The organism is Streptomyces sp. NPDC014991, assembly GCF_043080665.1.
In the GTDB taxonomy this organism is placed as follows: Bacteria; Actinomycetota; Actinomycetes; order Streptomycetales; family Streptomycetaceae; genus Streptomyces.
In genome coordinates this window covers 311,521-336,895 of the sequence record NZ_JBIBVY010000001.1, presented here as the reverse complement: position 1 = coordinate 336,895, position 25,375 = coordinate 311,521, and the positions used below count along the sequence as shown (strand labels likewise).

General features: G+C 70.9%; 18 protein-coding genes and 2 pseudogenes. 9 read left to right on the top strand and 11 right to left on the bottom strand.

Annotation, left to right across the window (positions count from 1 at the left end):
* The first annotated feature begins 185 nt into the window (after positions 1 to 185).
* The gene (gene glnA / locus ACF1BE_RS01495; RefSeq protein WP_392196941.1) at positions 186 to 1,547 is read left to right on the top strand and encodes a type I glutamate--ammonia ligase; all 1,362 of its coding nucleotides are present in this window, start codon (positions 186 to 188) and stop codon (positions 1,545 to 1,547) included.
* 361 nt (positions 1,548 to 1,908) lie between these two features.
* Here the strand turns inward: glnA and ACF1BE_RS01490 are convergent, their stop codons facing one another.
* The 4 genes and pseudogenes from ACF1BE_RS01490 to ACF1BE_RS01475 all read right to left on the bottom strand — a co-directional run bounded on the left by ACF1BE_RS01490 (position 1,909) and on the right by ACF1BE_RS01475 (position 4,840).
* Positions 1,909 to 2,061, bottom strand: a complete 153-nt coding sequence (locus ACF1BE_RS01490; RefSeq protein ID WP_392196940.1) for a hypothetical protein — start codon at positions 2,059 to 2,061, stop codon at positions 1,909 to 1,911.
* 148 nt (positions 2,062 to 2,209) lie between these two features.
* Positions 2,210 to 2,509, bottom strand: a pseudogene (locus ACF1BE_RS01485) (hypothetical protein); the annotation flags it as partial.
* Between the two features lie 182 nt (positions 2,510 to 2,691).
* Positions 2,692 to 3,759: a CAP domain-containing protein gene (locus tag ACF1BE_RS01480; RefSeq protein ID WP_392196939.1), complete on the bottom strand. Its 1,068-nt coding sequence runs from the start codon at positions 3,757 to 3,759 to the stop codon at positions 2,692 to 2,694.
* A 484-nt stretch (positions 3,760 to 4,243) separates the two neighbouring features.
* On the bottom strand, positions 4,244 to 4,840 hold the full coding sequence (locus ACF1BE_RS01475; RefSeq protein WP_392196938.1) for an IS5 family transposase: 597 nt from the start codon (positions 4,838 to 4,840) through the stop codon (positions 4,244 to 4,246).
* 288 nt (positions 4,841 to 5,128) lie between these two features.
* Between ACF1BE_RS01475 and ACF1BE_RS01470 the strand changes: the two are divergent.
* A pseudogene (locus ACF1BE_RS01470) lies at positions 5,129 to 5,215 on the top strand (glutamine synthetase); the annotation flags it as partial.
* Positions 5,216 to 5,377: 162 nt separating this feature from the next.
* On the opposite strand, the gene ACF1BE_RS01465 reads toward ACF1BE_RS01470, so the two are convergent.
* The 5 genes from ACF1BE_RS01465 to ACF1BE_RS01445 all read right to left on the bottom strand — a co-directional run bounded on the left by ACF1BE_RS01465 (position 5,378) and on the right by ACF1BE_RS01445 (position 12,022).
* Positions 5,378 to 5,869 (bottom strand): hypothetical protein, encoded by a 492-nt coding sequence (locus ACF1BE_RS01465; protein ID WP_392196937.1) that lies wholly within the window; start codon positions 5,867 to 5,869, stop codon positions 5,378 to 5,380.
* A 441-nt stretch (positions 5,870 to 6,310) separates the two neighbouring features.
* A complete protein-coding gene (locus ACF1BE_RS01460) occupies positions 6,311 to 8,722 on the bottom strand; it encodes an Orn/Lys/Arg decarboxylase N-terminal domain-containing protein (RefSeq protein ID WP_392196936.1) in 2,412 nt (803 codons plus the stop codon).
* A 141-nt stretch (positions 8,723 to 8,863) separates the two neighbouring features.
* Entirely contained in the window at positions 8,864 to 9,883 is a 1,020-nt protein-coding gene (locus tag ACF1BE_RS01455; RefSeq protein WP_392196935.1) for a TolB family protein, read from the bottom strand.
* Positions 9,880 to 11,133, bottom strand: a complete 1,254-nt coding sequence (locus ACF1BE_RS01450) for an MFS transporter (RefSeq protein WP_392196934.1) — start codon at positions 11,131 to 11,133, stop codon at positions 9,880 to 9,882. Before ACF1BE_RS01450 ends, ACF1BE_RS01455 begins: the two co-directional genes overlap by 4 nt.
* A gap of 1 nt (position 11,134) precedes the next feature.
* A complete protein-coding gene (locus ACF1BE_RS01445) occupies positions 11,135 to 12,022 on the bottom strand; it encodes an alkaline phosphatase family protein (RefSeq protein ID WP_392196933.1) in 888 nt (295 codons plus the stop codon).
* 126 nt (positions 12,023 to 12,148) lie between these two features.
* On the opposite strand from ACF1BE_RS01445, the gene ACF1BE_RS01440 reads away from it, so the two are divergent.
* Together ACF1BE_RS01440 and ACF1BE_RS01435 are read left to right on the top strand one after the other, a co-directional pair.
* A complete protein-coding gene (locus ACF1BE_RS01440; protein WP_392196932.1) occupies positions 12,149 to 13,012 on the top strand; it encodes a DUF72 domain-containing protein in 864 nt (287 codons plus the stop codon).
* 276 nt (positions 13,013 to 13,288) lie between these two features.
* Positions 13,289 to 16,282 carry a bifunctional [glutamine synthetase] adenylyltransferase/[glutamine synthetase]-adenylyl-L-tyrosine phosphorylase gene (locus tag ACF1BE_RS01435; RefSeq protein ID WP_392196931.1) on the top strand — a complete coding sequence of 998 codons (2,994 nt, stop codon included), beginning with the start codon at positions 13,289 to 13,291 and terminating at the stop codon, positions 16,280 to 16,282.
* 37 nt (positions 16,283 to 16,319) lie between these two features.
* Here ACF1BE_RS01435 and ACF1BE_RS01430 read toward each other — a convergent pair whose 3' ends face one another.
* A complete protein-coding gene (locus ACF1BE_RS01430; RefSeq protein WP_392196930.1) occupies positions 16,320 to 17,186 on the bottom strand; it encodes a phosphatase PAP2 family protein in 867 nt (288 codons plus the stop codon).
* Positions 17,187 to 17,254: 68 nt separating this feature from the next.
* Entirely contained in the window at positions 17,255 to 18,289 is a 1,035-nt protein-coding gene (locus ACF1BE_RS01425) for a LacI family DNA-binding transcriptional regulator (protein ID WP_392196929.1), read from the bottom strand.
* Between the two features lie 380 nt (positions 18,290 to 18,669).
* On the opposite strand from ACF1BE_RS01425, the gene ACF1BE_RS01420 reads away from it, so the two are divergent.
* The 5 genes from ACF1BE_RS01420 to ACF1BE_RS01400 all read left to right on the top strand — a co-directional run bounded on the left by ACF1BE_RS01420 (position 18,670) and on the right by ACF1BE_RS01400 (position 25,353).
* Positions 18,670 to 19,944: an extracellular solute-binding protein gene (locus ACF1BE_RS01420; RefSeq protein WP_392196928.1), complete on the top strand. Its 1,275-nt coding sequence runs from the start codon at positions 18,670 to 18,672 to the stop codon at positions 19,942 to 19,944.
* 98 nt (positions 19,945 to 20,042) lie between these two features.
* Positions 20,043 to 21,047, top strand: a complete 1,005-nt coding sequence (locus ACF1BE_RS01415; RefSeq protein ID WP_392196927.1) for a carbohydrate ABC transporter permease — start codon at positions 20,043 to 20,045, stop codon at positions 21,045 to 21,047.
* Between the two features lie 19 nt (positions 21,048 to 21,066).
* Positions 21,067 to 21,972 carry a sugar ABC transporter permease gene (locus tag ACF1BE_RS01410; protein WP_392196926.1) on the top strand — a complete coding sequence of 302 codons (906 nt, stop codon included), beginning with the start codon at positions 21,067 to 21,069 and terminating at the stop codon, positions 21,970 to 21,972.
* Between the two features lie 182 nt (positions 21,973 to 22,154).
* Complete coding sequence (locus ACF1BE_RS01405; RefSeq protein ID WP_392196925.1) at positions 22,155 to 23,840, top strand: glycoside hydrolase family 13 protein; 1,686 nt, start codon at positions 22,155 to 22,157, stop codon at positions 23,838 to 23,840.
* Between the two features lie 136 nt (positions 23,841 to 23,976).
* Entirely contained in the window at positions 23,977 to 25,353 is a 1,377-nt protein-coding gene (locus tag ACF1BE_RS01400) for an alpha-amylase family protein (RefSeq protein ID WP_392196924.1), read from the top strand.
* Positions 25,354 to 25,375: the final 22 nt, after the last annotated feature.

Genomic DNA, 25,375 nt, shown 5'->3' with positions numbered 1-25,375 from the left:
AGCAGGCAAGATGGGCGGCAGAGCAGTACACCGGCCGTAGGAGAGGCGTTCAGATCCAGGACGCTCGGGCGATCAAGGTCCGCAACGCGCACGAAATGGTGTTGTGGTGGGATGCTCAGGTGCCCGACCGCCTCCCGCGACACGGGAGACAGGCGGCCTGACCAGCAAGGATGGGGAAGCGGAAGATGGACAAGCAGCAGGAGTTCGTGCTCCGGACGTTGGAGGAGCGCGACATCCGGTTCGTACGGCTGTGGTTCACGGACGTGCTGGGCTTCCTCAAGTCCGTCGCCGTGGCCCCCGCCGAGCTGGAACAGGCCTTCGACGAGGGCATCGGCTTCGACGGCTCCGCCATCGAGGGTTTCGCCCGGGTCTACGAGTCCGACATGATCGCCAAGCCGGACCCGTCCACCTTCCAGGTCCTGCCCTGGCGCGCGGAGACCCCCGGCACGGCCCGCATGTTCTGCGACATCCTCATGCCGGACGGCTCCCCGTCCTTCGCGGACCCGCGCTACGTCCTCAAGCGCGCCCTCGCCCGCACCTCCGACCTGGGCTTCACCTTCTACACCCACCCGGAGATCGAGTTCTTCCTGCTGAAGGACCGCCCGCTCGACGGCTCCCGCCCCACCCCCGCCGACAACTCCGGCTACTTCGACCACACGCCCACCAACGTCGGCATGGACTTCCGCCGCCAGGCGATCACCATGCTGGAGTCGATGGGCATCTCCGTGGAGTTCTCCCACCACGAGGGCGCCCCGGGCCAGCAGGAGATCGACCTGCGCTACGCCGACGCCCTCTCCACGGCCGACAACATCATGACGTTCCGCCTGGTCATGAAGCAGGTGGCGCTGGAGCAGGGGGTCCAGGCGACCTTCATGCCGAAGCCGTTCTCCGAGCACCCCGGCTCGGGCATGCACACGCACCTCTCCCTCTTCGAGGGCGACCGCAACGCCTTCTACGAGTCCGGCGCGGAGTACCAGCTCTCCAAGGTCGGCCGCTCCTTCATCGCGGGCCTGCTCCGGCACGCGGCGGAGATCTCCGCGGTCACCAACCAGTGGGTGAACTCCTACAAGCGCATCTGGGGCGGCTCCGAGCGCACCGCCGGCGCCGGTGGCGAGGCACCCTCGTACATCTGCTGGGGCCACAACAACCGCAGCGCCCTCGTCCGCGTCCCCATGTACAAGCCCGGCAAGACCGGCTCCGCGCGCGTGGAGGTCCGCTCCATCGACTCCGGCGCGAACCCGTACCTGGCGTACGCGGTGCTGCTGGCCGCCGGCCTGAAGGGCATCGAGGAGGGCTACGAACTCCCGCCCGGCGCCGAGGACGACGTCTGGGCCCTGTCCAACGCCGAGCGCCGCGCCATGGGCATCGAGCCCCTCCCGCAGAACCTCGGCGAGGCCCTGACCCTGATGGAGAGCAGCGACATGGTCGCCGAGACCCTCGGCGAACACGTCTTCGACTTCTTCCTGCGCAACAAGAAGTCGGAGTGGGAGGAGTACCGCAGCGAGGTAACGGCGTTCGAGCTGCGCAAGAACCTGCCGGTGCTGTAGCGCAGGTCAGGGCGGGGTTCCGCCCGGACGATCCCGTGGGGCCGACGGTCACGAACCGTCGGCCCCATCGTGTCTCACGGTCTCTGGGCCGTCTCTGGGCCGCCCGGGCAGCGAGCGCGACTTGATCCGAGGCTTGCGCGGCTTCATGGTGCCTGACTGTTCCCGCTCGGGTATCGGGCGTCGAACTCCCTTCGCTTGAGTCTGTCTGGGTCTCTAGCGACCTCTTGGCGCGCTGTACGTGACGACATCCAAGTTGAACAGGCCCGTCAACGAGTCCATGACGATGTCTCGTTCAAGGGGAGCCCAGTCGACTCGTTCAGCGGCAGGAGGCTTTCGGCCCGCCCTGCGGCCAAGCCTTGCGTCAGCGCTGTACCGACCGGACGCTGACCGGCAGGTCGTGAGCGATGACCACGTTCTCGTCACCCTGCCGGAACCGCTCGGCCGCCTCCAATCGCAACTTCTCGCGGAAGGAGCGCCGTTCATCGGTCAGCCCGCCCCCTTGCGCATACCTCATGCAGTCGGCATACCGCAGGGACATGGACGGTCAGCCCTACCGACACCACGCTTTGAGGGTCAGTAGCTTCCCAAGCTGAGAGCGCGAGTTCGATTCTCGTCACCCGCTCCATGAGAAACCCCCCGGTCAGAGGACCGGGGGCTCTTTGCTATCTGGCCCAGTGCGCGGGCTGTGCACCACATCCGCACCATAAGGGCGTGGCCAGCTGCCGGCGGGCTTCTCCTTGCGGTGCGCGCCCGGCCGCCATGTCCCGCTGCCGCTCCTCGTCGGAGTGCTGGTAGATCAGCGCGGCCTTCTCGGACGACTGGCCGGCGCGGACCACCGTGTCTTTGAGCGTGGCGCCGGAACGGGTCGAGAGCGTGTGGCCGGTGTGCCGAAGGCCGTGGAAGCGGAAGTCGTCGGGGAGTCCGACAGCGGCTCGGGTGCCCCGCCACTTGCGACCGAAAGACGGGAGTGTGGCGCGGCGGGCCCTGATGGGCTCCACCGTGCGCGACTTGATGAACTCCTCGATCGCGCTCTCCGGGCTGCGCACGTGCCGGCCGGCCTTCACGTACCGGGCGACCGACCAAGGACAGAAGCCCACGGCATCCGAGCTGATCAGAGCCGTGGGCTTTTTCACTCCGCCCATCTTCAGAACTTCAGGTGCCCCCAGACCCAGCCGTTGCCACCGGGGACGTTAGGTCCGGTGACCTGGCACCAGGATTCCGGCTTACAGCTTCCCACGAGCTGCACTTGTTGGCCGACGCGCAGGGTGCCGATCACCCGCCCGGCACCGTCCGGCTCATTCTTGACGTTGTAAACGTCCACATCCTCACCGGCCACCGTTGCCATTCGCCCTGTAGGTGGCGATGCTTGTCCGAACTGCAGGTGCCCCCAGACCCAGCCGTTGCCACCGGGGACGTTGCGTCCGGTGACCTGGCACCAGGATTCCGGCTCACAGCTTCCCACGAGCTCAACTTGTTGGCCGACGCGCAGGGTGCCGATGACCCGCCCGGCACCGTCCGGCTCATTCTTGACGTTGTAGACATCCACGTCCTCACCGGCCACCGTTGCCATTCGCTTTGTAGGGGGCGATGCCTGTCCGGGCGGATAGGGTGTCTGTCCGTCGACGTTGCCTCCGGAGCGGTACCGGCACACCACGAACCATCCGTTGGGCTTGGGCGCACCCTGCTTTATCCCACAGCCGATCTCCCTGGTGGATGACCACACCATCTGCGTGTAATGGCCCCACCTGTATACATTGGTTCTTTTCGCCGGATCCGGGTCGTTGACCGCATGGGCCAGATCGATCTTCTTGTTGGGATCGGCGTCGTAGTACTGCTTCTCGTTGGCCCACGAAGCCGCCGCATCACGGGCTATGGAGTCACGGGCGGGAGTGGGGGTTCCCCAGGCTTCGTATAGGTTTTCACCCTGGTTGGCGGGCCTTTGCCCCGTATTGGGATTGCTGTGCTTCCCCGTTCCGAGATTGGCCCAGGCCTGCGCATCGGCGGCGAGTTGGTTACTCCACACCAAAGGTGGCACGCCGACCGCTTGGCGCTCTTGGTTGTGCCGGGCGAGAACGGCATTGCGCTCGGCATCGGTGAACTGGGATCCGGTTTGCGCCTGAGAAGGGCTCGTGAGCCCAAAGAGCCCGCTGATCAGTGCGGCACTTAGAATCGCCGCTCCACGAGCTACCAGCCCGCGTCGACTTTTCGTCATGATCGCCCAACCTCTCGGATCCTGGGCCCAGCTCGATGTGCGCTGCTTCGGTATTCACTTCACTATCGGAAGGAACCGTAAGGAGCGCCGCATCCTGCGCGAGATAGACCTGTAAGGCGCTCCGCCGCGATTGTTGAAAGCGTCGCCGCGCTGATTTCCCCTGCGCGGTCACGGCGGCCGTCAGGCAGCCGTCGGCAGCCACATTCGTCTTCAGGGAATCAAGACATCAGACCTATGCACATAGCGTCCGCGATTCCTGCGGAATGACGCCGGCCTTCCGCTGTGTCCGCGCCTCACCTCGCGCTGCGCCGTGAGGCAACCCTTGATTCCAGACTGCACTCGTTCGGCCGACATCGCGAGTCGTACCACAACATGCGGGGCCCAGACCTCCGGAAGTCCTTCCGGCCGAGCTGCTGACGTGCAGCGATGCCAACGAGTTTGACCAGGAAGTGCGGCGGCGGAGTATAGGGGGACGTCTTGTCGATCAGGTGTCGAGCCAGATGAGTGTGCTGGCCAGGGCGATCGCGGCACGGTAGCGGCTGGGTTGCTTGTCGTAGCGGGTGTCGATGCCACGCCACTGCTTGAGGCGGTGGAAGCAGCGTTCGACGACGTTGCGGCGCCGGTAGACGGTCTTGTCGAAGCCGCACCGGCGTTCGCGGCGTCGTACCCGGCCTGCGAGTTGGTCGACGCGCTCGGGGATGGTCGCTTTGATTCCGCGTCTGCGCAGGTAGGCACGGAAGGAGCGGGCTGAGTAGCCTTTGTCGGCCACCACCCGTTCGGGCCGCCGACGGGGGCGTCCCGGCCCGGGCCGGGCGACGCGGATGGCGTCGACGACAGTCTCGGCCTGGGTGCAGTCGTTGCGGGTGCCGGCCGTGACGGTGAAGGCCAGCGGCCGTCCCCGTCCGTCGCAGGCGAGGTGAATTCTGCTGGTCAGCCCGCCGCGGGAGCGTCCGAGTCCGCGCTCTTCGAGCCCCCTTTGGCGGCCGTGTGCTGATGAGCCCTGACGATCGTGGAGTCGAGCGCGACCAGCCAGTCCACCTCCGCCTGGCCCTGGGCGGGACTTGAACACGATGCCCTCCATGACCTGGCGTTGATCACGTCACCGGCCCCGGGCACGGCCCACCGGCGGCAGCAACGGCTCGATCACCGCCCACGCGGCCTCAGATATCTCCCCATCCCTCACGACCAGTCCAACGATCGGAAAGACACCCCCTTGGGGCGCAGGGGGTGAACGGACCGTAGGGCTGGGCCGTCTGCGGGCCGTCGAAGGGCGGCCCAGGATCACCAACGACGACCAAGGGTGACTGCCTAGGTGCCTGCCAGGGCTGCGCGGAGATCGGTCGTGCGCGGTCGCTCCGGGCGACGTCACTTCCTGCGCAACAAGAAGTCGGAGTGGGAGGAGCACCGCAGCGAGGTCACGGCGTTCGAGCTGCGCAAGAACCTGCCGGTGCTGTAGGGGGCAGGTCAGGGCGTCGAAGCCTTCGGCCATCCGTGTGGCCGATCGCTCGCGGCGGTCGGCCGCACGGCGATTCAGCGCGACGGTGACACACCACCGCCGGCCGGTGCCCCTGGAGGCCGGCCCCCGCCGCTGACCGCCGGGGCGCGGCCGGCGACCGGATCACACGGCGTTGATCTGCCAGGCGATCACACCGGTCGATCCCCTGGTGCCGTCGACGTCGATGCGGACCGGTTTGTCCGCGGTGATCCGCTGCTGAACCACTGACTTGTCGCATGGCACCGCGGTCTTCGTGCCGGCGTCCGCGGGCACGAAGGTCAGCCGGGCGTTCCCCTTGCCGGTGCATGCGAGGCTGATTCGGTAGGTCTTCCCTCTGCTCAGTGTGGCATCGCTGTGAATACCGTCGGTCACGCGTTCCGCGCCGGCCTCGACAGGCGTTCCGCCGCGGACCGCGGCAAGAGCCGCCTGGGCCTGCTCGCTGAGTTCTTTCTCCGACTGCCTGGTTGCCGTTCGAGCCGAACTCGGTGCAGGTGACTGTGAAGAACCCGCCCTGTCCCCACCGCCGCCGGACATCGTGCACGAGGTGAGCATGAACGCCGACGCCAAGACGGAGCATCCGGCGAGTCGGGCCGTCCGCAGGCTCGAATAGGTCATGACGTGGTTTCCCAGTACTTCCAGCCGGTTTCCGACGTCGGCAGGACCGCCGTACCGTGGCCGAGCTCGCGCGGGGCTCCGCAACCGCTGCCGACGGACTGGAGTTTCTTCCAGTTCACCTTGGAGCCCCGAGAAATGTTGCCGCCCGGGCCGAAGTAGTGCGGTGGCAGCGCTGGTCGATGCGCGCCGGGAAGGCACGCCCATGTGACACCTTTCCGTGGACCGCCCCCGTAGCGGTCGAACACGTGGACACTAGGCGTAATCGCGTGTACGCAACAAGTGCAAGATCCATACTCTGAGGGGAACTTGAGAATCCAGAACTCCTCGGCGCAGACAGTCCGGTTGAGCTGTGGAGGGACCTGCCCGTGCTGCAGTCACGCCGGGACGGCGCGGGGGCCGGTGGTCGTCGACCACCGGCCCCCCGGGGCGGGCTCTGCCGGGTCAGTCGACGCGCAGACACTCGATCTCGTAGTCGCCGCTGTCCTCGTCGATCGTCACGCCGTGGGTCTCGCTGCGGAAGCCCGGGAAGCGGCGGTCGAAGGTCTCCAGCGCGGTGAGGTAGCGCAGGAGGGGACCGTCGGGGGTGCCGGTGGACTCACCCGGCATGAGGACCGGGATGCCGGGCGGGGTCACCGTGACCATCGCCGCCGCCACCCGGTCCGCCGCGTCGGCGATCCGCACCCGCTCCGTGCCGCCCCGCACCAGTCGCTGGTAGCAGTGGTGCGGCGGGAAGACCGGCTCGGGCAGCTGCTGGAACGCGGTGTCCAGCAGCTCCACCAGGCGGGCCGACCGCAGCTGCTCGTGCATCTGGCGGCACAGCTCGCGCAGGGTCATGCCGGCGTAGCGGCGGGGGTGCGCGGCGACCGCCTCGGGCAGCACCCGCTCCAGGAGGGCGTCGCCGTCGTACAGGGCCTTGAAGTCCATCAGGGCATCCAGCAGCGTGCCCCACTTGCCCTTGGTGATGCCCATGGAGAACAGCACCAGCGTGGTGTAGCTGTCGGTCTTCTCGACCACGATGTTCCGGGTGGCCAGGTACGCGGTCAGGACGCGCGCCGGGATGCCCTCCTCGGCCATCTCACCGGTCGCGGTGATGCCGGGGCAGGTCAGCGTGACCTTCACCGGGTCCAGCATGCAGTGGCCCTCGGTCAGCCCCGGGAAGCCGTGCCAGGCGGCGTCCGGCTCCAGGAGCCAGCAGGACTGCTCGGTGCGCAGCAGCTCCGGCGGGGCCGCGTCGAAGGCGAGCCGCTCGCCCGTCACCGGGTCGGTGACCTCCTCAGGCTGCCAGACGCCGAAGAACCACGGCGGCCGGTCCCCGGCGCTCTCCACCCGCCGGCGCAGCCGGACCATCTCCTGACGGAAGCGGACCGCCTCCGTCAACGCCTCGTCGATCAGCCACTCGCCCTGCGGCCCGTCCATCATGGCGGTCGCCACGTCCAGTGAGGCGATCATCGGGTACAGGGGGGAGGTGGTGCCGTGCATCATCAGGGCCTCGTTGAAGCGGTCGTGCTCCACCGGTGCCCGGGGCGCGGGCCGCACGTGCACCATCGCGGACTGCGACAGGGCGGCCAGCAGCTTGTGCGTGGACTGGGTCGCGAAGACCGTCGGCCGGTCCGGGCCGGGGAAGGTCTCCTGGTCCACCGACATGCCGTACCGGCCCGCGTACAGCGGGTGGAACCGGGCGTACGCGAACCAGGCCTCGTCGAAGTGCACCCGGGGTGTGCTGGCCGCGAGCGCCCGCGCCGCCGGGACGGCCGCGTAACTGAGGCCGTCGTAGGTGGAGTTCGTGAACACCGCGTACTGGGCGTCCCGGGACACGGCACCCTCGGCGAGGGGGTGCGCGGCGATCCGGGCCGCGACGGAGTCCGCCGCCAGCTCGGCCGGGGGCAGCGGGCCGGCGAGACCGTAGCCGTTGCGGGTGGGGATGAGGTAGACGGGCCGGGCACCGGAGACGACCAGGCCCTGGAGCACCGACTTGTGGCAGTTGCGGTCCACCAGGGCCAGTTCGTCACGGGTGACGCTGAAGTGGCCCACCAGCCGGTTGCAGGTGGAGTCGCCGTGCAGCACGAAGTAGGTCAGCTCGGAGCCGAAGACGCGGGCCGCGTTGCGTTCGGCGTCACCGATGGGTCCGGTGTGCTCGAACAGCGAGCCGAGCTGCTCCACGGAGATCGACAGGTCGCTGCGCAGCAGCCGTTCGCCGAAGTAGTCGTGGAAGGCGCGTCCGGCGGGCGACTTGAGGAAGGCCACGCCGCCGGAGTGGGCGGGGGTGTGCCAGGAGTACTCGTGGGCGTCGTCGAAGCGGCGCAGCGCCCGGAAGAACGGCGGCAGCACGTCCTCCCGGTAGGCGCGGGCCGCGGTGGTGATCCGCCCGGCGATGAACCCGGGAGTGTCCTCCAGCGGCCACACGTATCCGACGACCGTCTCCGACACCCACAGCGGCAGGTCCTGCAGCCCCTCGTCGGCCATGACCAGGAACACCGGCAGATCCCGGAACCGCCGCCCGATCCGGCGCAGTACGGCCGCCCCGCCCGTGGCCCCGTCGGTGCTCCCGGCCGTCCCGTCCGTGCTCCCGCGGGGGGCGCCGTCCAGCGGGGCCGGCGGGGCGAGCGCGGCCCCGGGACCGTCGCCGCTGATCCGCGCCCCCGCCCCTGCCACGGGCAGGTCCCAGGCGACCAGGGCCGCCGCCAGTCCCGCCTCGGTGCGCAGCACGGCGTCCGCGTCCTCGGCGGTGACCGCCCAGCGCACCCCGAAGCCGGCCGCCTCCACCGCGTCGCGGATCTTGCGCAGCTGCTCGGCCGCGGCGCCCTCGGCGCGCGGATGCTCGGGCACCGCCACCAGGATCTTGTTGTCGGACATCCGTGCCCTCGTCTCTCCCGGCAGCCGCCCGGCCGCCGCCCCGGGAAGTCTCCGGGGCGGCCCGCCACAAGTGCGGGAGCCCGGGTCGGGAAGACACCGTGATGGCGGAAAACCCGGCCGCCGTGTTGACCCGGGGTGCGGCTAACCGAGGTACGCCGGCGACACGGCGGCCGGACTGATCCGCCGCGGCCGTCCCGACCCGTCCGCCGGGACCTCGTACAGGTCGGCGCCGTAGTCCCCGGGCAGCGCGTACACGAGCGTGCGCGGGTCCCGCCACAGCGCCTGGTCGTCCACGCTGCGCGGTTCGGCGAGCGGGGTCTCCCGCATCGTGCGCAGGTCGAGGATGTACAGCCGCCAGGGCGCGTCCCCGGGCAGCCCCGCCACCCGCTTCTTGTACGCGATCCGGGTGCCGTCGGGCGACAGGGACGGGCACTCCACGTTCGTGTGCAGCGTGGTGACCGTGCGGCCGCGCAGGTCGCCGCGGACCAGATAGGTCCGGCCCCCGGTGGCCAGAGTGGCGTAGAACGTGCGGTCGTCGGCCGCGAACGTCACGCCCCAGAAGTTGGCGTCCGCCGCCCGGTACGGCCGCCCGTCCCGGACGATCCGGAAGGACTCCAGCGACGGGATCAGCTTCCCCGTGCGGGTGTCCACGATCGCGGCGCGCGTGGAGAAGTCCGTCCCGGCGTACGAGTCGCCGCCCACGAACGCCGTCCAGGCCGCGAGGTGCCCGGTGGGGGAGACCCGGGCGCGCGAGGGGATGCCCGGCACGTCGTAGCGGTCCACGGTGCGCAGGCGGGCGTCCAGGATCAGCGCGCGATAGGTGTCCGAGACCGGCCCGTGCACCGCTTGCAGGCACACGCCGGTGCCCGAGGCGGCGTGGAAGCGGAGGCACTTGAGGCCGGAGGCGGCGCGTGGCCCGCCCGGGTCCGCGGCCGGGACGGCGGTCAGCTCGTCGCGGTGCGGGCCCCACGCCATGTTGCGGAACACCAGGCGCCCCGACCCGCGCAGCGTCACCGTCCCCGGGGTGACGCGCGGACCGCCCGCCTGCGTGTGGTCACGGCGCTCCGCGCGCGCGGAGGCGTGCAGCACGGCGGCCAGCCCGACCGCCGCCAGCACGGCGACCGCCGCGACGAGGACGAGGACGCGCGAGCGTACGGTCATGCGGTCACCGTCCCCGCCGGGCGCAGGGTCAGGGAGAACGCGGCACCCGCGGCCAGCGCCACCGCCGCGCCCGCCAGTGCCGCCCGGTCGCCCCACACCGTCCAGGCCGCGCCGAACAGCAGGGAGCAGGCGAACCTAGTCAGCGCCTGCCCGGTCTGGACGACGGCGAGACCGGAGGAGCGCAGCCGCTCCGGCACGCTGTCGGAGGCGGCGGCCATCAGCACCCCGTCGGTGGCCGCGTAGAAGCCGCCGTGCAGGGTGAGGACGAGATACGGCAGCCCGGCGCCGTGCCAGGAGGTGAGCAGCAGGGCGTAGGCGAGGAGCAGGGCCCCGTGCCCGGCGAGGAAGACCGCCCAGCCGCCCAGCCGGTCCGCGAGCCGGCCGAGCGGCACCGCCAGCAGCAGGAACGCGGCGGCCGTGCCCAGGGGCAGCAGCGCGAACCAGCGGTCGGGCCCCCCGAGGCGGCGCTGGAGCAGCAGGTAGACGAAGGAGTCGCTGACCGTGGCGAGGCCCAGCAGCAGCGCGCAGACGGTGATCCGGCGCAGGTCGCGGTGGCGCAGCAGCCCGACGGCGGCCCGCAGGGTCGGGTGCTCCCCGGGGGGCGCCGGCTTCCGCCCGTCCGGCACGAAGAGCACCAACACCAGCAGGCCCAGCGCGGCCACGCAGGCGCTGACGGCGAACACCGCGTCGTAGCCGTCCACGGTGGCCCGCAGGACGAGGAACGCCACCAGCGGCCCGAGCAGGGCTCCGGCGGTGTCCATCGCGCGGTGCACCCCGAAGGCCCGCCCGCGCGTCTCCGGCGTGCTCGACAGCGAGATCAGCGCGTCGCGCGGGGCGGTCCGCAGCCCCTTGCCGGTCCGGTCGGCGGCGAGCACGGCCCCGATCGGGGTCAGCGAGTGCGCCACCAGCAACAGCGGCTTGCAGACGGCCGAGATGCCGTACCCCAGCCCGGCGACCCACTTGTGCCGCCCGCCGCCCCGGTCGGCGAAGTGCCCGCCGACGAGGCGTACGAGCGCCGAGAAGCCGTTGTAGATGCCGTCGAGCAGCCCGAACCCGAGGGGCGACAGGCCGAGTCCGGTCACCAGGTACAGCGGCAGCACCGCCGTCACCATCTCCGACGACACGTCGGTGACCAGGCTCACCGTCCCCAGCGCGAGCACCGTCGGCGCGACCGCGGCACGGCGCCGCCCGGCGGCAGACCGGGCGGCACCGTGAGCGGACGTGGACGCGCGACTGTCCGCTACGTACACGTCAGGGCGCCCAGACGCCGGTGATGTCCTCGGCGCCGGCCGCGTTGCCCGCGTGTGTGGTCAGGCCCTGGGTGTCCTCCAGGGTGCGCAGCAGGTCGTAGTGGTTGTAGGTGACCGAGGAGCTGGACCCGGCGGCCACGGGCTGGCCGTAGAGCACGGTCGGGATCCGGTTGCCGCTGAGCCGGTTGTCCTCGTCGAAGGTGACGACGAGCAGGCTGTTGTGGGTCCTGGCCCAGGTCGCGTACGCGCCCAGGTTGTTCTTCAGCCAGGTGTCACCGGTGGACACCGAGCAGTCGTGCATGTCGCTGCACAGGTTCGGCACGACGAAGGACATCTTGGGCAGCGTCGAGTAGTCCGCCGGGAACTGGGCGAACGTCTTCGCGGACGAGACCGGCACGTTGCTGAAACCGAACCAGGGGTTGTGCTTGCGCGCGTACGTGCCGCTGCTGCACGTGGTGGAGCCCTGGCTCGGCAGGGTCTCGTTGTAGCTGGCCCAGCTGCGTCCGGCGGCGATCAGCTCGGACGCCAGGTTGGGCGCCGAGGAGAAGCCCGGCGTGTAGCAGCTGTCGTCGGTGATGCCCTGCGTGGAGCCGGAGAACAGCGCGAAGTAGTTCGGCTGGCTCGGGTGGGTCTCGGCGTACGACTGCGTGAGGTTCGCGCCGCCGCTCTTCAGCGAGTTGATGTACGGCGCACTGGAGGAACCGATGACCTGGCTGTAGGCGTGGTTCTCGAAGACCACGACGACGACGTGGTCCGGGCTGGGCACGGTGCCCGCGGCGTGCGCGGATCCGCTGCCGAGCCCGGTCCACAGGCCGAACGCGGCCGCGGCGAGGGCCGACGCGGACGCCACGACGGTACGGGCACGGCGGTACACGGAACTGCCGGACACATCAACCTCCGGGTAGGGATGGACGGCTGGCGGTGCGGTCAGAGCATGCACACGCCGATATTCCCGTGGCCCACGCGGGCCAACCCCGGGGGTGAAGAGACGATGAACGGCGGGTACCCGCGCCCCATGGCGGACATCCTCATCGGTACCTGCGGCTGGACGGACCCGGCACTGCTCACCAGCGGCTGGTACCCACCCGGCCACCGCGACGCCGAGAAACGCCTGCGTCACTACGCGACCCGCTTCCCCGTGGTCGAGGTCGACTCGCCGTACTACGCCCTGCCGGCCGCGCGCACCACGGCCCTGTGGGCGGAGCGCACACCCCCCGGCTTCCGCTTCGACGTCAAGGCGTTCTCCCTCCTCACCGGCCACCCCACCCGCCCGTCCGCGCTCCCCGCGGACCTGCGCGCCCACCCCCGCGACGAGGCCCTGCGCACGGAGGTCTGGGCCCGCTACGCCGAAGCGCTCACCCCCCTGCGCGACTCCGGCCGGCTGGGCACCCTCCTCTTCCAGTTCCCGCCCTCCCTCGCCCCCGGCCCCGAGGCCGAGGCCTTCGTGCGCGCCGCCCGCGAACGCGCCCGCGACTGGCCGTTCGCCGTCGAGTTCCGCGATCCCGCCTGGTGGCGGACCGGCCGCACAGCCGCCTTCCTCGAGGACATCGACGCCACCGCCGTGGGCACGGACACCGTCGAGGGCATGACGCCGGCCGTCGTGACCACCCCCCGCCTGGCCGTGGTCCGCTTCCACGGCCGCAGCCCCCTGTGGGGCACGGGCACGAAGGAGGAGCGTTTCCGGCACACCTACACACCGGCGGAACTGACCGAATGGCTGCCGTCCGTCCGGGAGCTGTCCCGGCAGAGCGAGGAACTGCACCTCCTCTTCAACAACTGCTGCGGTGACGCGGCGCCGAGGGCGGCACAGACCATGCATGACCTGCTGACGACGGCGTTCCCGCACCAGCAGCACCGCACGAGCCGGGTGACCACCTGACCCGGGGCGGCACGGAACCCGCGCACACGAGGCCGCGGAGGCGCCGGAGAGGGCCGCGCCGGGGGGCCGCACCACCGCCGGCCGGACCGGGGACCGCCGAGCGCGCGGTCCCGGCCACGACGGACGCGCGGAGGCCGCCGCGGACACGGGCGGACACGGGCGTGCCCGGGGCGGCACGGGCGGGCACGCCACCACCCGACCGCGGGCGGAACTGCCCGGCCCGCTCCGGTTAGGCTCTGGCCAGGACGACCGAAGATCCGAGGGGAGACCACGGAGATGACGCCGGGGCGCAGGAGCAGCACCTTCACCCGTCTGCTGCGGCACGGCTTCACCGACCCCTCCGCCGCCGAGCGCCTCCTGGACGGCCCCGAACTCGCCCCCGTCCGCGACGACCCGGTCCTCCTCGAAGCCCTCGGCGCCACCGCCGACCCCGACCTCGCCCTGGGCGGCCTGGTCCGCCTCCTGGAGGCGCAGGACAGCCCCACGGCCCACCGCTCGCTGCTGGACACCCTCATCGCGGCCAAGCCCCTGCGCGACCGTCTCCTCGGCGTCCTCGGCGCCTCCGCCGCCCTCGCCGACCACCTGGCCCGCCACCCCACCGACTGGCAGGTCCTGGTCACGTACGAACCGCAGGACCTGCACCCGGGCCTCACGGAGTTCGAACGCGGCCTGGCCGAGGCCGACGACCCGGTCACCCTCCGCGTCGCCTACCGCCGCTGCCTGCTCTCCATCGCCGCCCGGGACGTCTGCGGCACCACGGACGTGGCCGAGACCGCCGCGGAACTCGCCGACCTGGCCACCGCCACCCTCCGCGCGGCCCTCGCCATGGCCCGGCGCGCCGCCCCCGAGGACGCCGCCGCCTGCCGCCTCGCGGTGATCGCCATGGGCAAGTGCGGCGGCCACGAGCTGAACTACGTCTCCGACGTGGACGTCATCTTCGTGGCCGAGGCGGCCGACGGCACACCCGAGACCAAGGCCCTCAACTCCGCCACCAGACTGGCCTCCCACCTCATGCGGATCTGCTCCGAGACGACCGTCGAGGGCTCCATCTGGCCGGTCGACGCCAACCTCCGCCCCGAGGGCCGCAACGGCCCCCTCGTCCGCACCCTCAGCAGCCACCTCGCCTACTACCAGCGCTGGGCGAAGACCTGGGAGTTCCAGGCCCTTCTCAAGGCCCGCCCGGTGGCCGGCGACGCCGACCTCGGCCAGGCCTACCTCGACGCGCTGCACCCCCTCGTGTGGCAGGCGGCGGACCGCGAGAACTTCGTGCCGGACGTGCAGAAGATGCGCCGCCGCGTGGTGGAGAACATCCCCGCGGCCGAGATCGACCGCGAACTCAAACTCGGCCCGGGCGGCCTGCGCGACGTCGAGTTCGCCGTGCAGCTCCTCCAGCTGGTGCACGGCCGCACCGACCCGGCACTGCGCAGCGGCACCACCCTGGACGCCCTGCAGGCCCTCGCCGCCGGCGGCTACGTCGGCCGCGAGGACGCCGCCCGCCTGGACGAGGCGTACCGCTTCCTGCGCTCGATGGAGCACCGCATCCAGCTGTACCGTCTGCGCCGCACCCACCTCGTCCCCGAGGCGGAGGCGGACCAGCGCCGCCTCGGCCGCTCCCTGGGCCTGCGCACCGACCCGGTGACCGGGCTGAACCGCGAGTGGCGGCGGCACACCGGCGTCGTACGGCGGCTGCACGAGAAGCTCTTCTACCGCCCGCTGCTCGACGCGGTGGCCCAGCTGGCGCCCGGCGAGACCCGGCTGAGCCCCGAGGCGGCCCGCGCACGCCTGGTCGCCCTCGGCTACGCCGACCCGGCCGCCGCCCTGCGCCACCTGGAGGCCCTGGCCTCCGGGGTGACCCGCAAGGCGGCGATCCAGCGCACCCTGCTCCCGGTCCTGCTCGGCTGGTTCGCCGACTCGGCGGACCCCGACGCCGGCCTGCTCAACTTCCGCAAGGTCTCCGACGCGCTCGGCAAGACGCCCTGGTACCTGCGTCTGCTGCGCGACGAGGGTGCGGCGGCCGAGAACCTCGCCCGCGTCCTGTCGGCGGGCCGCCTCGCCCCCGACCTGCTGATGCGCGCCCCCGAGGCGGTGGCCCTGCTGGGCGACGGCGACGCCGGCGGCCTCGCGCCCCGGGACCGCGTCCACCTGGAGCAGGAGATCACGGCCGCGGTGGGCCGCGCGGCCAACGCCGAGCAGGGCGTCACCGCGGCCCGCGGTGTCCGCCGCCGCGAGCTGTTCCGCACCACCGCCGCCGACATCGTCGGCTCCTACGGCACCGAGGCCAACGCCGCCGAGACCGACCAGGGCGCCCTCGTGGACCGGGTCGGCGCGGCCGTCTCCGACCTCACCGCGGCCACCCTCGCCGGCACTCTGCGCGCGGTCGTCCGGGACGGCTGGGGCGACACCCTGCCCACCCGGTTCGCGATCATCGGGATGGGCCGCTTCGGCGGGCACGAGCTGGGCTACGGCTCCGACGCGGACGTGCTGTTCGTGCACGAACCCCGAGACGGCGCGGACGAGCAGGAGGCGTCCGCCGCCGCGAACAGGATCGTCGCCGAGATGCGCCGCCTGCTCCAGCTGCCCAGCTCCGACCCGCCGCTGCTCATCGACGCGGACCTGCGCCCGGAGGGCAAGTCCGGTCCGCTGGTGCGCACCCTGAAGTCGTACGAGGCGTACTACCGCCGTTGGTCCCTGGTCTGGGAGGCACAGGCGCTGCTGCGGGCCGAGCCGGTCGCCGGCGACGAGGACCTGGGCCGGCGCTTCACCGCCCTGGTCGACCCGCTGCGCTATCCGTCCGAGGGCCTCGGCGAGGAGGCGGTCCGCGAGATCCGCCGGCTGAAGGCGCGCATGGAGTCCGAGCGGCTGCCCCGGGGCGCCGACCCCAAGCTCCACACCAAGCTCGGCCCCGGCGGCCTGTCCGACGTCGAGTGGACCGTCCAGCTGCTCCAGCTGCGCCACGCCCACCACGAGCCCGGACTGCGCACCACCCGCACCCGCCAGGCCCTGGCCGCCGCCCGCGACGCCGGGCTGCTGTCCGCCGCGGACGCGGAGACCCTGGACGAGGCGTGGGTGCTGGCCACCCGGGTGCGCAACGCGGTCATGCTGGTCCGCGGCCGGGCCGGGGACACCTTCCCCACCGAGCCCCGCGAGCTGGCCGCCGTCGGCCGCTACCTGGGCTACGGCGCCGGGCACGCCGGGGACATGCTGGACGCCTACCGGCGCACCGCCCGCAAGGCGCGCACGGTCGTGGAGGAGCTGTTCTACGCGGACTGAACCGGCCGCGCACCGCAGGGCCGTGCGGGCCGTGGCGTCACGCGGACCGGACGGCGGGCACCGGCTCAGCCGCGGCCGGCACCGTCACCCGCCGCGGCAGCGCGTGCGGCAGGCTGCCGTACCAGAGCCGGGCCACCGCGAACCCGAAGCACAGACAGACCACGCCGCCCACGGCGTCCAGCCAGAAGTGGTTGGCCGTGGCGACGATCACCAGGAGGGTGACCGCCGGGTACATCAGGCCCAGCACCCGCGCCCACGGCACCGAGGCCAGCGCGAAGACCGTGAGCCCGCACCACAGCGACCAGCCGATGTGCATCGACGGCATCGCCGCGTACTGGTTCGACATGTGCTTGAGGTCGCCGGAGGCCATCGAGCCCCAGGTGTGGTGCATCAGCACCGTGTCGACGAAGTGCCCGCCGCGCATGAGCCGGGGCGGTGCCAGCGGGAACAGGTAGTAACCGGCCAGGGCCACGCCCGTCGTCGCGAACAGCGCCAGCCGGGTCGCCGCGTACCGGCCGGGATGCCACCGGTACAGCCACACCAGAACCCCGATCGTGATGACGAAGTGCAGGGTGGCGTAGTAGTAGTTCATGCCGACGATCAGCCAAGTCACCGAGTTGGCGGCGTGGTTGACCGACTGTTCGACGGCGACGCCCAGGCCGTGCTCGACGCGCCAGATCCAGCGCGCGTTGCGCAGCGCCTCGGTCCGCTGCTCCGGGACGGCGTTGCGGATCAGCGAGTACGTCCAGTAACTCACCGCGATCAGAAGGATCTCGAACCACAGCCGGGGTCGCCGCGGACGCCGCAGCCGGCCCAGCGGACCCCGTCGGACATCGCCCGTGACGACCCGCGGAGCGGCCACCTGCGCGCGGCCTTCCGGCTCTGTCACGGTCGAGTCACCCATAGACACAGAGTCTGCCAGAAAAGGTTTCCCCGCCTGATCATCCCCTGGACGGCTTCGCGGCGCACCTTCTACGAGGCACGCAGGACGTGCGGGGCCGAGGCGGTGGAACCTCGCACCACCAGCTCCGGCATGAACACGAACTCGCTGTGCGGCGCCGGGGTCCCGCCGATCTCCTCCAGCAGCGTGCGTACCGCCGCCTGCCCCATCGCCGGGACCGGCTTGCGGACGGTGGTCAGCGGGGGGTCGGTGAAGGCGATCAGCGTGGAGTCGTCGAACCCGACCACCGACACGTCCCGGGGCACCTCCAGGCCCCGCTGCCGGGCCGCCCGTATCGCCCCCAGCGCCATCATGTCGCTGGCGCAGACCACCGCCGTACAGCCCCGCTCGATCAGTGCCGTCGCCGCCGCCTGACCGCCCTCCAGCGTGTACAGCGAGTGCTGGACCAGCTCCGTCTCGACGGTCTGCGCGGGGATCCCCAGCTGCTCCTGCACGGTCCGCACGAAGCCCTCGATCTTGCGCTGCACCGGCACGAACCGCTTCGGCCCGAGCGCCAGCCCGATCCGGGTGTGCCCCAGCGACACCAGATGCGTCACGGCGAGCGCCATCGCCGCCCGGTCGTCGGGGGAGATGAACGGCGCCTGCACCTTCGGCGAGAACCCGTCCACCAGCACGAACGGCACGCCCCGCGCGCGCAGGCGATCGTAGCGCTGCATGTCGGCGGTGGTGTCGGCGTGCAGCCCGGAGACGTAGATGATCCCGGCGACCCCGCGGTCCACGAGCATCTCGGTCAGCTCGTCCTCCGTCGACCCGCCCGGGGTCTGCGTGGCGAGCACCGGTGTGTAGCCCTGGCGGGTCAGCGCCTGGCCGATGACCTGGGCCAGGGCCGGGAATATCGGGTTCTCCAGCTCCGGCGTGATCAGGCCGACCAGACCCTCACTGCGCTGGCGCAGGCGCACCGGACGCTCGTAGCCGAGCACGTCCAGCGCGGCCAGCACGGACTCGCGGGTGGTGGCGGCGACGCCCGGCTTCCCGTTGAGGACCCGGCTGACGGTCGCTTCGCTCACCCCCGCCTGCGCAGCGATATCGGCAAGCCGTGTGGTCACGCCACTGGACTGTACCGGTCGTATGTCCCCTTGCACACCGGCCGGACGCCGGGCGCGGGCGGCCGCGGGGCCTGCCGTGGGTTGCTGCCTCATCGCACTCCCTCGGTTTCATGGCGGCAAGAGCTTGCAGAGTCTTGCACAGGAGCCGTCCTCCCCGCTCAGCGGTTTCCCCGTTGGGTCGCGCCCCGGTCGAGAGCCGGTCACGGGTGGGTAACCATCCTGTTCCCTTGCACTTTTTTTCTGCAAGGTCTTTCGCAGCGCTTGCATCGCTGTTACGTTCCCTGTCGCCCGGCCGCGGCAACGGCGCAGTCGGCAAGTCGCAGGGGCGGCGGACGGGACCGCCTCCTGTACCACTCGGGCTTAACCCTCAAGGAGAACTCATGCGGCGTGGCATAGCGGCCTCCGCGCTGGTGGCGTCCCTCGCCCTCACGGCGACGGCGTGCGGCGGGGACGACGGCGACAGCGGGAAGTCGGACGGCCCGGTCACCATCACCTGGTGGGACACCTCCAACGCCACCAATGAGGCGCCGACGTACAAGACCCTGGTCCAGCAGTTCGAGAGCGCCAACAAGAACATCAAGGTCAAGTACGTCAACGTCCCCTTCGACCAGGCGCAGAACAAGTTCGACACCGCCGCCGGCGCCCAGGGCGCCCCGGACGTGCTGCGCTCCGAGGTCGGCTGGACCCCCGCCTTCGCCAAGAAGGGCTTCTTCCTGCCGCTGGACGGCACCGAGGCCCTCGCCGACCAGGCGAAGTTCCAGCCCAGCCTGATCAAGCAGGCCCAGTACGAGGGCAAGACCTACGGCGTCCCGCTGGTCACCGACACCCTCGCCCTGGTCTACAACAAGGCGCTGTTCAAGAAGGCCGGCATCACCGAGGCGCCCAGGACCTGGGACGAGCTGAAGGCCGACGCCGCCAAGGTCAAGGCCAGGACCGAGGCCGACGGCTACTGGGGCTCCACCGCGGGCTACTACGCCCAGAGCTTCCTCTACGGTGAGGGCACCGACACCGTCGACGCCGCCGCCAAGAAGATCACCGTCGACTCCGCCGCCGCGAAGAAGGCCTACGGCACCTGGCTGAGCACGTTCTCCGGCAAGGGCCTGCACAAGGCCGACACCACCGCCGACGCCTACGCCCACATCCAGGACGCGTTCGTCAACGGCAAGGTCGCCGCGATCATCCAGGGCCCCTGGGAGATCACGAACTTCTACCAGGGCGCGGCCTTCAAGGACAAGGCCAACCTCGGCATCGCCCCCGTCCCGGCCGGCTCCTCCGGCAAGGCGGGCGCCCCGACCGGCGGCCACAACCTCTCGGTCTACGCCGGCTCGGACAAGGCCCACCAGACGGCGGCCCTGAAGTTCGTGAAGTTCATGACCTCCGCGAAGTCCCAGGAGGCCGTCGCCCTGAAGAACTCCACCCTGCCGACCCGCTCCGACGCCTACACCGCCCAGGTCAAGGCCGACCCCGGCATCGCCGGCTACCAGGGCGTCCTCGCCTCCGCCCAGCCGCGCCCGGCGCTGCCCGAGTACAGCTCCCTGTGGGGTCCGCTGGACACCGAGCTGCCCAAGATCGCCTCGGGCCGGGAGTCCCTGGACAAGGGCCTGAGCAACGCCGAGCTGGCCATCGCCAAGCTGGTGCCCGACTTCAGCAAGTGAGCCGCAGTGGCCGCCGGATCCCCTCGTCAGGAGGGGAGGGATCCGGCGGCCACCGCCCTGTACCCGGCCCAACCCTTGATCTCTGAAGGTGTCGAACCATGACAGTCGCCATCGACCGCGCGACCGGCAAGCGCCGCGGTGACCGCGCGCCTCGGCCCGGGCTGGGGCAGCGCATCAGAAACGGCTACCAGAAGCACTGGTACGCCTACGCGATGATCGCCCCGGTGGTCGCCGTACTCGGCGGCATCGTCGCCTACCCGCTGTTCCGCGGCGTCTACCTCACCCTCACCGACGCCAACAGCCTCAACTCGGCGCGCACCATCGGCGTCAACCACATCGACGCCACCTACCGGTTCATCGGCCTGGACAACTACAAAGACATCCTGTTCGGCCCGACGGCCTACGACCGGTTCTGGTCGCACTTCCTGTGGACCGTCTTCTGGACCGCCGCCTGCGTGATCCTGCACTACGCCATCGGTCTCGGCCTCGCGCTCATGCTCGACCAGAAGCTGCGCGGCCGCACCGTCTACCGGCTGCTGCTCGTGCTGCCCTGGGCCGTGCCGACCTTCGTCACCGTCTTCTCCTGGCGGATCATGCTCGCCGACTCCGGCGTGCTCAACCAGATCCTCGGCGCCGCGCACCTGCCGCAGCCGCAGTGGCTGGAGGACACGTTCTGGCAGCGGTTCGCCGCCGTCATGGTCAACACCTGGTGCGGCGTGCCGTTCATGATGCTCTCCCTGCTCGGCGGCCTCCAGTCCATCGACTCCTCGCTCTACGAGGCCGCGGAGATGGACGGCGCCACCCCCTGGCAGCGCTTCCGGCACGTCACCCTGCCCGGCCTGCGCTCGGTCAGCTCCACGGTCGTCCTGCTCGGCGTCATCTGGACCTTCAACCAGTTCGCCATCATCTTCCTGCTGTTCGGCCCGACCGGCGCGCCCGACGCCCAGATCCTCGTGACCTGGGCGTACTTCCTCGGCTTCGGCCAGCAGCCGCGTGACTTCGCCCAGTCCGCCGCGTACGGCGTGCTGCTGCTGTCCGTCCTGGCCGTCTTCACCTCCTTCTACTTCCGCTGGCTGAAGCGCAATGACCAGCTCGCCGTCTGACGCCGCAGGAGCCGCCGCCATGAGCACCCCGACCCTGGAAAAGACCGAGACCGCACCGGCCCCCGCCGCCACGCCCCGGCGCCGCACCCGCCGGCGCGGCGAGAGCGGCCCGCTCGGCACCGCCCTGCTGCACGGCGGTCTCACCGCGGCGAGCCTCATCGCCCTGGCCCCGGTGGCCTGGCTGTTCTACCTGTCCCTCGGCCCGGACAAGGACGACTACCTGCACCCGGGCAAGATCGCGGACAAGCTGACCTTCGGCAACTACCGCTTCGTGCTGGAGCACACCGCCTTCTTCGACTGGTTCAAGTCGACGATGATCGTGGCCCTCGGCACCACCCTCATCGGTGTCTTCGTCGCCGCGACCACCGGCTACGCGGTCTCCCGCATGCGCTTCCCCGGCTACAAGCAGCTGATGTGGGTCCTGCTGCTCACCCAGGCCTTCCCGATCGCCATCCTGATCGTGCCGATGTACGAGATCTTCGGCGAACTCGGCCTCATCGACACCTACTGGTCGCTGATCATCATCAACTGCACCACCGCCGTGCCGTACAGCGCGTGGCTGCTCAAGGGGTACTTCGACACCATCCCCTTCGAGATCGACGAGGCCGGACGCGTGGACGGTCTCACCCCGTTCGGGACCTTCTTCCGGCTCATCCTGCCGCTGGCCCGCCCGGGTCTGGCCGTCGCCGCGTTCTACAACTTCATCACCGCCGTCGGCGAGGTCGCCTTCGCGACCACCTTCATGCTGGACGACTCCAAGTACACCTTCGCCGTCGGTCTCCAGACCTTCGTCAGCGAACACGACGCCCAGTGGAACTACATGGCCGCCACCGCGGTGCTGATCGCGATACCCGTGACCGTGTTCTTCTACCTCGTGCAGAAGAACCTCGTCACCGGCCTCACCGCCGGCGGCACCAAGGGCTGACGCCCGCCGGAGAGCGACTCCCGCGCGGTCCGGCCGCGCGGGTGGGCGGGCCGCGGTGGCCTTCCCCCCGCTGACCGGGCGGGGGGACGACCCGACCCCGCCGGTCCCGCGGCCCGCCTCGTACCCTCCGGCCGCCGCCGTACCCCACGCCCACCATGCCCCTGTCACGTATCAAGGACGCCATGAGCCAGCAGCAATCCGCCGCACCGGCCCGCCACCTCGCCGCCACCGTCGCCGACCGCCGCGACTGGTGGCGGGACGCGGTCATCTACCAGGTCTATCCGCGCAGCTTCGCCGACAGCAACGGCGACGGCATGGGCGACCTGGAAGGCGTACGCTCCCGCCTCCCGTACCTGCGCGACCTCGGCGTCGACGCCGTGTGGCTGAGCCCCTTCTACGCCTCCCCGCAGGCCGACGCCGGCTACGACGTCGCCGACTACCGCGCCGTCGACCCCATGTTCGGCAGCCTCCTCGACGCCGACGCGCTCATCCGCGACGCCCACGGACTGGGGCTGCGGATCATCGTCGACCTGGTCCCCAACCACTCCTCCGACCAGTACGAGTGGTTCAGGCGCGCCCTCGCCGAGGGCCCCGGCTCGCCGCTGCGGGAGCGCTACCACTTCCGGCCCGGCAAGGGGATGAACGGCGAACTCCCGCCCAACGACTGGGAGTCCATCTTCGGCGGCCCGGCCTGGACCCGGGTGACCGAGCCGGACGGCACCCCCGGCGAGTGGTACCTGCACCTCTTCGCCCCGGAGCAGCCCGACTTCAACTGGACCCATCCGGCCGTCGGTGACGAGTTCCGCTCCATCCTGCGCTTCTGGCTGGACATGGGCGTCGACGGCTTCCGGATCGACGTCGCCCACGGCCTGGTCAAGGCGGAGGGCCTGCCCGACCTCGGCTCCCACGAGCAGCTCAAACTGCTGGGCAACGATGTCATGCCGTTCTTCGACCAGGACGGCGTGCACGAGATCTACCGCCAGTGGCGCGGGATCCTCGACGAGTACGCGGGCGAGCGGATCTTCGTCGCCGAGGCGTGGACCCCCACGGTCGAGCGGACCGCCAACTACGTCCGCCCCGACGAGCTCCACCAGGCGTTCAACTTCCAGTACCTGGGCACGGAGTGGAACGCGGGCGAGCTCCGCGCGGTCATCGACCGCACCCTGGAGGCCATGCGCCCGGTCGGCGCCCCCGCGACCTGGGTGCTGTCCAACCACGACGTCACCCGGCACGCGACCCGCTTCGCCAACCCACCGGGCCTCGGCACCCAGATCCGCACCGCGGGCGACCGCGGACTGGGGCTCAGGCGGGCCCGGGCGGCCACCCTGCTGATGCTCGCCCTGCCCGGCTCGGCCTATGTGTACCAGGGCGAGGAGCTGGGCCTCCCGGACGTCGTCGACCTGCCCGACGAGGTGCGCCAGGACCCGGCCTACTTCCGCGGCGCCGGCCAGGACGGCTTCCGCGACGGCTGCCGGGTGCCGATCCCGTGGACGCGCGAGGGGTCGTCGTACGGCTTCGGCGACGGCGGCAGCTGGCTGCCGCAGCCGGCCCAGTGGGGCGAGCTGAGCGTCCAGGCGCAGACCGGCGTGCCCGGCTCCACCCTGGAGCTGTACCGGGCCGCGCTGCGGCTGCGCCGGTCGCGGCCGGACCTCGGCGCGGGCGACGCGGTGGAGTGGCTGCGGGCGCCCGAGGGCGTACTGGCCTTCCGGCGCGGGGACTTCGTCTGCGTCGCGAACACCACGGGCGAGGCGGTGCGGATCCCGGCGTACGGCCGGGTGCTGCTCAGCAGTGGTGGCGAGATCGCGGAGACCGGCGACGAGGCGAGGGTGCCCGCCGACACGACCGTGTGGTGGTCCGCCGCGGTCTGACGGACCGTCCGAAAAACTTCTTGCATCAACTTCACGACGGCCCGCTGCTTTTTCCGGCAGCGGGCCCTTAACATCTGCGTCACCGCAACTTTCAGCAATGTTGCAGCAAGAACCTTCAGCGCCGAAGGAACCCCACATGGCACGCAGAATCCTCCCCGCGGGGCTCGCCCTCGCAGCCGCTCTCACGGTTGGCATGAACCCGACGAGTGCCGAGGCCTCCCCGCCCGGCATCAAGGACGTCACCGCCGTCCTCTTCGAGTGGAACTTCGCCTCGGTCGCCAAGGAGTGCACCACCACCCTCGGCCCCGCAGGATACGGCTACGTCCAGGTCTCCCCGCCCGCCGAGCACATACAGGGCCCGCAGTGGTGGACGTCCTACCAGCCGGTGTCCTACAGAATCGCCGGCCGTCTCGGCGACCGGGCCGCCTTCCGGAACATGGTGAACACCTGCCACGCGGCCGGCGTCAAGGTCGTCGCCGACACGGTCATCAACCACATGTCGGCCGGCAGCGGAACCGGCACCGGCGGCACGTCGTACTCGAAGTACAGCTACCCCGGCCTGTACTCCTCTTACGACTTCGACGACTGCACCTCCCAGGTGTCCGACTATGCCAACCGCTGGAACGTCCAGCACTGCGAACTCGTCGGCCTGGCCGACCTGGACACCGGCGAGGAGTACGTCCGCAAGGCCATCGCCGGCTACCTCGACGACCTGCTCTCCCTCGGCGTCGACGGCTTCCGCGTCGACGCGGCCAAACACATCGACAGCGCCGACCTGGCCAACATCAAGAGCCGCCTGACCAAGCCCGGCGTGTACTGGAAGCAGGAGGTGATCTACGGCGCCGGAGAGGCCGTCCAGCCCACCGAGTACACCGGCAACGGAGACGTCCAGGAGTTCCGCTACGCCTACGACCTCAAGCGCGTCTTCACCAGCGAGAAGCTGGCCTACCTGAACAACTACGGCGAGGGCTGGGGCTACCTGGACAACTCCGTGGCAGGCGTCTTCGTGGACAACCACGACACCGAACGCAACGGCAGCACCCTGAACTACAAGGCCGGCGCCCGCTACACCCTGGCCAACGTCTTCATGCTCGCCTGGCCCTACGGCGCCCCCGACGTCAACTCCGGCTACGAGTGGACCGACGTCGACGCCGGCCCGCCCGACGGAGGCAAGGTCGGCGCCTGCTGGCAGGACGGCTGGAAGTGCCAGCACGCCTGGCCGGAGATCAGGTCCATGGTGGCCTTCCGCAACGCCACCCGCGGTCAGGCGGTCTCCCACTGGTGGGACAACGGCAACAACGCCATCGCCTTCGGGCGCGGCACCAAGGGCTATGTGGCGATCAACCACGAGTCCTCGTCGCTGACCCGCACCTACCAGACGTCACTCGCGGCCGGCACGTACTGCAACGTGCAGAACAACACCACGGTGACCGTCGGCTCCGGCGGGCAGTTCACCGCCACCCTGGGCCCGGACACGGCTCTGGCGCTCTACGCCGGCAAGTCGAGCTGCTGATCCGTCACCCCCTCGCCCCTGA

What these genes read in the sequence shown, in the direction of transcription:
- ACF1BE_RS01415 (WP_392196927.1), top strand. Translation starts at nt 20,043, where the DNA reads ATGACAGTCGCCATCGACCGCGCGACCGGCAAGCGCCGCGGTGACCGC.
- ACF1BE_RS01435 (WP_392196931.1), top strand. Translation starts at nt 13,289, where the DNA reads ATGACGCCGGGGCGCAGGAGCAGCACCTTCACCCGTCTGCTGCGGCAC.
- ACF1BE_RS01405 (WP_392196925.1), top strand. Translation starts at nt 22,155, where the DNA reads ATGAGCCAGCAGCAATCCGCCGCACCGGCCCGCCACCTCGCCGCCACC.
- ACF1BE_RS01465 (WP_392196937.1), bottom strand. Translation starts at nt 5,869, where the DNA reads ATGACCTATTCGAGCCTGCGGACGGCCCGACTCGCCGGATGCTCCGTC.
- ACF1BE_RS01455 (WP_392196935.1), bottom strand. Translation starts at nt 9,883, where the DNA reads ATGACCGTACGCTCGCGCGTCCTCGTCCTCGTCGCGGCGGTCGCCGTG.
- glnA (WP_392196941.1), top strand. Translation starts at nt 186, where the DNA reads ATGGACAAGCAGCAGGAGTTCGTGCTCCGGACGTTGGAGGAGCGCGAC.
- ACF1BE_RS01420 (WP_392196928.1), top strand. Translation starts at nt 18,670, where the DNA reads ATGCGGCGTGGCATAGCGGCCTCCGCGCTGGTGGCGTCCCTCGCCCTC.
- ACF1BE_RS01440 (WP_392196932.1), top strand. Translation starts at nt 12,149, where the DNA reads ATGGCGGACATCCTCATCGGTACCTGCGGCTGGACGGACCCGGCACTG.
- ACF1BE_RS01410 (WP_392196926.1), top strand. Translation starts at nt 21,067, where the DNA reads ATGAGCACCCCGACCCTGGAAAAGACCGAGACCGCACCGGCCCCCGCC.
- ACF1BE_RS01430 (WP_392196930.1), bottom strand. Translation starts at nt 17,186, where the DNA reads ATGGGTGACTCGACCGTGACAGAGCCGGAAGGCCGCGCGCAGGTGGCC.
- ACF1BE_RS01480 (WP_392196939.1), bottom strand. Translation starts at nt 3,759, where the DNA reads ATGACGAAAAGTCGACGCGGGCTGGTAGCTCGTGGAGCGGCGATTCTA.
- ACF1BE_RS01490 (WP_392196940.1), bottom strand. Translation starts at nt 2,061, where the DNA reads ATGAGGTATGCGCAAGGGGGCGGGCTGACCGATGAACGGCGCTCCTTC.
- ACF1BE_RS01400 (WP_392196924.1), top strand. Translation starts at nt 23,977, where the DNA reads ATGGCACGCAGAATCCTCCCCGCGGGGCTCGCCCTCGCAGCCGCTCTC.
- ACF1BE_RS01460 (WP_392196936.1), bottom strand. Translation starts at nt 8,722, where the DNA reads ATGTCCGACAACAAGATCCTGGTGGCGGTGCCCGAGCATCCGCGCGCC.
- ACF1BE_RS01475 (WP_392196938.1), bottom strand. Translation starts at nt 4,840, where the DNA reads ATGGAGGGCATCGTGTTCAAGTCCCGCCCAGGGCCAGGCGGAGGTGGA.